This window comes from Pseudaestuariivita rosea, from assembly GCF_017592335.1.
Classification (GTDB): Bacteria; Pseudomonadota; Alphaproteobacteria; order Rhodobacterales; family Rhodobacteraceae; genus Parasulfitobacter; species Parasulfitobacter rosea.
The window spans coordinates 1-6,008 of record NZ_JACNMP010000068.1 but is presented as its reverse complement, the minus strand read 5'-3'; the positions used below and the strand labels follow the sequence as shown (position 1 = coordinate 6,008).

Here is a 6,008-nt window from a genome sequence, read left to right as displayed (position 1 = left end):
CGAGACGCCGCCGAACGCACGATAGAGGCAACATGGCGCAGGATCGGTAAGCTGCTCGACCGCTTCACCCCGCAGGAATGTGCGAATTACCTTGTCAACTCAGGATACGCTTCAACCTGATCTCATCTTGCTCTAGAAAAAATGCACCCGATTTGCGCACCATGTCTGAACCATGATTTTGCAGGGCCGGGCTATTGTTGCAGGAGTCATGACTAATGCACCGATGCACGCGTCTATCAGGACAGATTAGGGCTAGGAATCGTCCAAACGCCTCGTCTTCCGTTGTGTTGAATTATGAGACCCTTTTCCTTCATTCTGTGCAGATAAGAACGAAACGTGTTCTCGTTCATGGAGAACACCACAGAGGCAACCCGTTTCCGCAGCTCGATTGAACGAAGTGGACGTCCCTCTGACAAAGCTTCGTGAATGCACGCTTCTACTACTGCACGGTCTAGGCTGTTTTTTCGTTTGACCGATCTGGCGACCTTGTCTTTCGAGCGAGCCCTCGCCAAAAGTCGTTGTAGACTTTTTCGCTCGTCTTGAAGCGATTGAATTTTCTGATTAATTTCTTCGATCTCTCGGAGAAGCCGGACTTCTAGTCGTGACTTGTTTGCTTCATCTACCATTGTTGCGTTTCCAAATTTTGCAACTTTAAGGCCTAGCAAAACGGATGAAAAATGTAAATATAACAGAGCCTTGGTTGGGGTTGACGCAGGTATAAAAACTGTGTAAGCAACAAGCGACATGTGTCGCTTGTTGCTTACACAGTTCAGATGTCATAACAAACTAGTTTGTTGCGTTTTAACCGATAGAGCCGATATTTGAAGCATCCGCCTCACCGACTAGGCCTCCCCTCTGATCTTGGGGATGAGCTGAAAGGTGGGGCTTTTTGCGTTTAGGGGCTGTGAATGCGCGTTAGAAAGATTTCTGTCCTAATTGACGGGGGGTTCTTCTACAAGCGTATCAAGAGTTGGCCGTCGATCAATCGGGATGATCCCGCAGCGGTAGCGGACATTCTGCGATTTCTTTGTAAGAGACACGTTCAGAAGCTAACGGGCGAAAGCTTTAGTGCAGACAGAAGTCGTTGGCTCGACCATGTGTATCGCCTCTTCTACTATGATGCTGCGCCATACGAGGGGAAGCCCCATCAACCATTCCAAAACCAGCAAGTCGACTTCAAAAATTCGGATCAAGCACAGTTTCGGAAGGCTCTGTTTACAGAACTTAGAAAGAAGCGAAAGTTTGCGCTACGCTTAGGAAAAGTTACCAAGGATGGTTATTGGACGCCTTATGAGAGGTATCTCAAAGGGCTTCTGAAAATTTGGCATGAAGCCGAATACCTGTCAGAGGTGCTGGCTGACCCCGCTAAGGCTAACCCTGACAAAACGGCCACTGCACAAAAAGCTCTGGAGCACTGGAAAAACCTACCCGCTGACGGCATTAGTTTTCCGCTTCGTCAAAAGGGCGTGGATATGAGGATTGGATTGGACATCACAACCATGACCCTCAAGCGCCAAGTTGATACCATTGTTCTTGTGACAGGAGACAGCGATTTTATTCCAGCCGCAAAGGTGGCTCGCCGTGAAGGCGTTGAGTTCATCCTCGACCCGATGTGGCAAAGCGTAGAGGATGATCTCCTGGAGCACGTGGATGGGCTTACATCATCACTTGATGCGCCCAACGGGGTAAACAACCTAACCATTCCCCCGGATCCTGACTAGCGAAACTAACCAAGTTTAGGCGCATAAGCCCCTTGTATGTGATGGGCGAGCGTTTCAGCAATGTCTGCTTAGGGCTGGGGGCTGTCTGCCCCCGGCCTAATGGCCTCCCCCGAGGATATTTTGGGAAGATGAAGTTGGCTTATCTTTGTTGCCGTTGTCACTGGATTGGAGTAAACAAAAGGTAAGGCACAGCCGGGGACGGCGATGGCCCTGAAGGTGAAGCGCCGATGCTCAAAAGCGTCGGCGTTTTTCTTATTCTGTAAGTGCTGCGCAGTTAGCATCAATCGTTGAGAACCGTTCAGCAAGATCCGTCTCACCACCAATGTAGTCAAAGTGGCCACCTTTAATGTCTATGATGCAGAAGCTGATCTGATCACCATTTTGCATGAGCAATGCCCCGTTGCCGAGCGACCCGGCCACTTCCCAACCTTCGGCTAGAAGATCCGGGACTGATCGATCCATCGGCAGGAAAGGTGTTTCGGCCTGAAGTGAGGTGGTCATCACGCACAGCGAAGCGCTTAAGACCGAGATTATTCTTTGCAATGGATGTTTCCTTTCGCAGTTATGGCTGTTTGAGTGCGGCCCGGCCGCCAGGGAAATACTTGTAGACGGTTGATGGCTTGATGCCATGATGAGCAGCGATAGCTTTGACGGAAAGTGTTGTCCCGGACAACATTTGCCGGACGCTCTCAATGCCATCGTCATCAAGGGCAGGGGGTCTACCTCCAACGCGGCCTTGATCACGGGCCAGGGCCAAGCCAGCCTCCGTTCGTTCACGGATCAGATCACGTTCGAGCTGTGCAAACGCACCCGCGATTGTATAGAACATCTGGCCCATGGCCGAACTGGTATCGATCTTCTCTCGATCAGCTTGCAGCTGGATCCCGGCTTCTTTCAACCGCTCAGCGATGAACCCAAGCTGCTTCTGGCTGCGGCTGAGACGGTCCAGTGCTGTGACGATGAGCATGTCACCTTCCTGCAGGGCGCTGAAGCAAAGCTCTAGCGTTTCGGAATGTGCTTTCGCACCAGATTCTTTCACGGTGTAGATTTCATCACAACCAAGCGCCCTGAGCCGGGCGATCTGCGGTTCAAGATTTTGGTCGCTGGTTGAGACGCGCGCGAAACCGACCTTCTTTCCGCCTGCTTTGTCCATAAATCGTTTGTCCATCTGGTTTATGTAGAGTATAGTTTATAGAGACCTTTATAGAAAGCCGAAAGCGCTCTTGCGGGGCTTTTCAGGCTGAAACAGAAAGTGTCTATAAAAGTTTCGTTTTATGGAGGTGACGAAATGAGCCTGGATGCACGATATGACGGCGTAAGATCTGAACGGCTGCGTCATGCGTTTGCCATGCAGGAGATCGAGTCATCACCACCGACCGATGCGGAGTTGCAGCTTTATGCGCGGATGGAAAACAAGGGATGGTCAGATCAACGCATGGCAAAGGTGATGCGTCGGATCGTGATCAGCCGTCTTCAAAGGTCTCAGCGTATCGCAGCTGAATAGCAAACGACAGTGGCCGACGAACGCTATTGCTATCCGCCTGAGTTTACCGTTCTCAGGAATAAATTCGGTATCAAAGATCGGGAAAAACTCGACGCTGTGGAACGGGAGCTGGTGCAAACCCGTGTTCTTGAAGGCCCGCCCGGCGGCAATTTCGATGCCGGACACATTAAGAGCATCCACAAGCACTTGTTCCAGGATGTCTATGAATGGGCAGGGCAGTACCGTCAGGTCGAGATTGGCAAAGGTGGACGCTGGTTTCATCAACACGCGCTCATCGACAAAGGTATGGCGGATGTCGAACGGACCATGCAAGCGGGTAACTTTGGCAGGGGACTGGATGCCTCAGATTATAGCGAGTTCGCTGCAAAAGCGATTTCCGACCTGAACTATGTGCATCCGTTTCGAGAAGGCAACGGCAGAACGCAAACCGAATTTCTCAAGCAGATGACAGAGCGGGCCGGTCATGAATTCCACACGGAGCGCATTCAACGGGATGCCTGGATATTGGCATCGCAAGTGTCGCACTCAGGCACCAACGATCTTCTGCGCGCAGCGATAACTCATGCCATCGACCCAGATGGACGGGAGACCGGCCGGAAGGCGCAAGAGGCTGTCGCGAAATACTTTGAGACGGTAACCACCGCGATAGATAATCTGCGTTCACCTACACAACGTGCAGCAGCTCTGGACCAGGTTCGTTCGGTGGCGAAGGCGTATGAAACAATCATGGATAGAGACACGCTGCAGAAGGTTCTGAAGGAATCAAGGGGGCGGGAAAGATGATGATAAACCTTAAAGTGTCATTTCGCCCCCTCCTGCAAACGACCTCTTCTCGCACATTTCTCCGCTCGGATGGGCGCACATCTTGCTTACAGGCGAATATCGGTGGTCAAAACGCTAACCGCAGACCCTTATGATACGATCCTGCCCCTTTCCGGAATCGACCCCAATGAGGACAAGAACCCGCCCGGTCGACGCCGGGCGGCCGAAAGTCGTGTCAACTTGCACAGATCTGAGCGCGTTGATCATGTCGGTTTCAAAAACAAGTCATGCAGGGCAACGTACATCGATGTCGGCGATGCGCAGGAAGTGGGCTTTGGAAAGCTGCAAAGTGCAACCGAACCTTTGTCCAAATCTTGAAACTAAACGCGGCACGCGAAACGTGTTTCGCTATCGGCAATCCGAAAGTGTCCTACCCGACTGATCTGTAGGTTCACGGATGGAAAATTTCAGCACATGTACACATGGTTCCGGCAGTTTTCCGTACGTGGATTCTGCCGCATTCGAAACCCTTGCGCAGTCCATATGCTCAACTATTTGGCAAATCCAAATTGTCTGGGACACGGGTTTTGCCGCTGTAGTTGAAGATGGACCAACGGAATGCGTCTCTCCTCATCTCCAATACCAAGTCATTCTGAGCGGTCGCGAGCGCTTGGTACTCTGGAGCAAGTGCAGGACTGTCAGGTGTCAGTGCAGCGTGAGCCTCAACATATCTTTGCTGCAATACACCCCACGCCATTACAACAGACTTGTCTGCATAAAACATCAGCTTTGGGAGGCGCTCGATTGCGGGTCTTAGCGATTCCAAGAACTCTTCCTCCGTGGCATCCAGATATGTATCATTGAGGGGCGGCAATTCGCTCAAGAATTCAAGATAAGCCTTTCGCTTTTCAGAGAGAATTCGTTCGGATTCCGCGTAAAATCTCCCCAACAAGAATCCTAAAGCCGCCATAGCCACACTGCCGAAAGCTGTCAAAGCGCCTAACATGTTCAAAGCCTCGCTTCAGATGTGGGGAATGCCGTGCAAATCTTCCGTTCGCTACAATTGCTCACGACGGTAACAAATCTAGCAACCGTCGCAGAGATTTTAGGTAGCCAGGTATCAATTCAGTCCCGTAAATGCCCACAGAGGCCTTACCGTAAATATCATCCAGAAGCCCGCGCTCGCTAACAAGCTGAAACTCTGGTGGCCCTGCAATGTCCCTAAAACTCTTTGCGCTGATTGCAGCACTGATATTTGCATCGAGTGCTGCGACTGGATCGAAGTGATGCTTGTTTCCTCTAGTCAGCCCTTTATTGTAGTATTCCTGCCTAACCCTTTGATGCCAAGCTTCAAATCCGTCCAAATACGACACTTCGTTCTCGTCAGTATTTTCTCTCAACTGTTCGATCAACGTTGGAAAAAAATGCCATGCGTCTTCCACCAAATCCGCAACCTCAGGCTCTTCTCCAGAATCGCCAAACAAGTAGCGAGGCGCGATTGAAGCAAGTGTTCTATTCATCAGATATGCCAAAAATTGACATGCCAATATATCACGATTTGCGGACGCAAATCGGCGTTCATGGCCCTTGATTTTTGTCTGTCCGTCAACGGATTGGAAGCCGGAGTACAAAGCAAGCGTCAAGGCATGAAGTTCCGGAGGCGCACTTCTAATTGTTTGTTCGTCCCCGCTCATCACGTTCATTGCTATTCGCTCTATGAGACCGCGCTCGGTACGGGGTTCCTTCTTCTTAAAAAATGAAAACACTGTTTTGACTCTCCCCTACAAATAGACACTACCATATCGGCAAGTTGTGGAAAGGACTCGATCTTTGTACAGCGGCCATCTGATGGGAAGTATTTTGCTCGGAAACACGGTTCGCCCAAGGTCGGTAAGGGCTGGCACCGGTCAACTGACCAGATACATCAGATGTCCGCACGTGGGCCCAAAGCTAGCGGCCTGTTGCGCTGCGGCTACCTTAGAGATTAAGGGGGTGAGAAACCTTTGATGTTGGCGCGCTCA

The 6,008-nt window shown here is 50.9% G+C and carries 7 protein-coding genes; 3 read left to right on the top strand and 4 right to left on the bottom strand.

The features are described 5' to 3' along the window. Window positions 1-908: 908 nt before the first annotated feature. A complete protein-coding gene (locus tag H7848_RS19480; protein ID WP_208354615.1) occupies window positions 909-1,721 on the top strand; it encodes an NYN domain-containing protein in 813 nt (270 codons plus the stop codon). Between the two features lie 252 nt (window positions 1,722-1,973). On the opposite strand, the gene H7848_RS19475 is transcribed toward H7848_RS19480, so the two are convergent. Continuing rightward, window positions 1,974-2,264, bottom strand: coding sequence for a hypothetical protein (locus H7848_RS19475; protein ID WP_208354613.1), 291 nt, complete (start codon window positions 2,262-2,264; stop codon window positions 1,974-1,976). Between the two features lie 19 nt (window positions 2,265-2,283). Then, window positions 2,284-2,874 carry a recombinase family protein gene (locus H7848_RS19470; RefSeq protein WP_208354611.1) on the bottom strand — a complete coding sequence of 197 codons (591 nt, stop codon included), beginning with the start codon at window positions 2,872-2,874 and terminating at the stop codon, window positions 2,284-2,286. Between the two features lie 135 nt (window positions 2,875-3,009). On the opposite strand from H7848_RS19470, the gene H7848_RS19465 reads away from it, so the two are divergent. Together H7848_RS19465 and H7848_RS19460 are read left to right on the top strand one after the other, a co-directional pair. Then, window positions 3,010-3,225, top strand: a complete 216-nt coding sequence (locus tag H7848_RS19465; protein WP_208354610.1) for a hypothetical protein — start codon at window positions 3,010-3,012, stop codon at window positions 3,223-3,225. 9 nt (window positions 3,226-3,234) lie between these two features. Continuing rightward, window positions 3,235-4,008 (top strand): Fic/DOC family protein, encoded by a 774-nt coding sequence (locus tag H7848_RS19460; protein WP_208354609.1) that lies wholly within the window; start codon window positions 3,235-3,237, stop codon window positions 4,006-4,008. A 526-nt stretch (window positions 4,009-4,534) separates the two neighbouring features. Here the strand turns inward: H7848_RS19460 and H7848_RS19455 are convergent. After that, window positions 4,535-4,993 (bottom strand): hypothetical protein, encoded by a 459-nt coding sequence (locus H7848_RS19455; protein WP_208354608.1) that lies wholly within the window; start codon window positions 4,991-4,993, stop codon window positions 4,535-4,537. Between the two features lie 61 nt (window positions 4,994-5,054). Further along, window positions 5,055-5,753, bottom strand: a complete 699-nt coding sequence (locus tag H7848_RS19450) for a hypothetical protein (RefSeq protein WP_208354607.1) — start codon at window positions 5,751-5,753, stop codon at window positions 5,055-5,057. Window positions 5,754-6,008 lie beyond the last annotated feature (255 nt).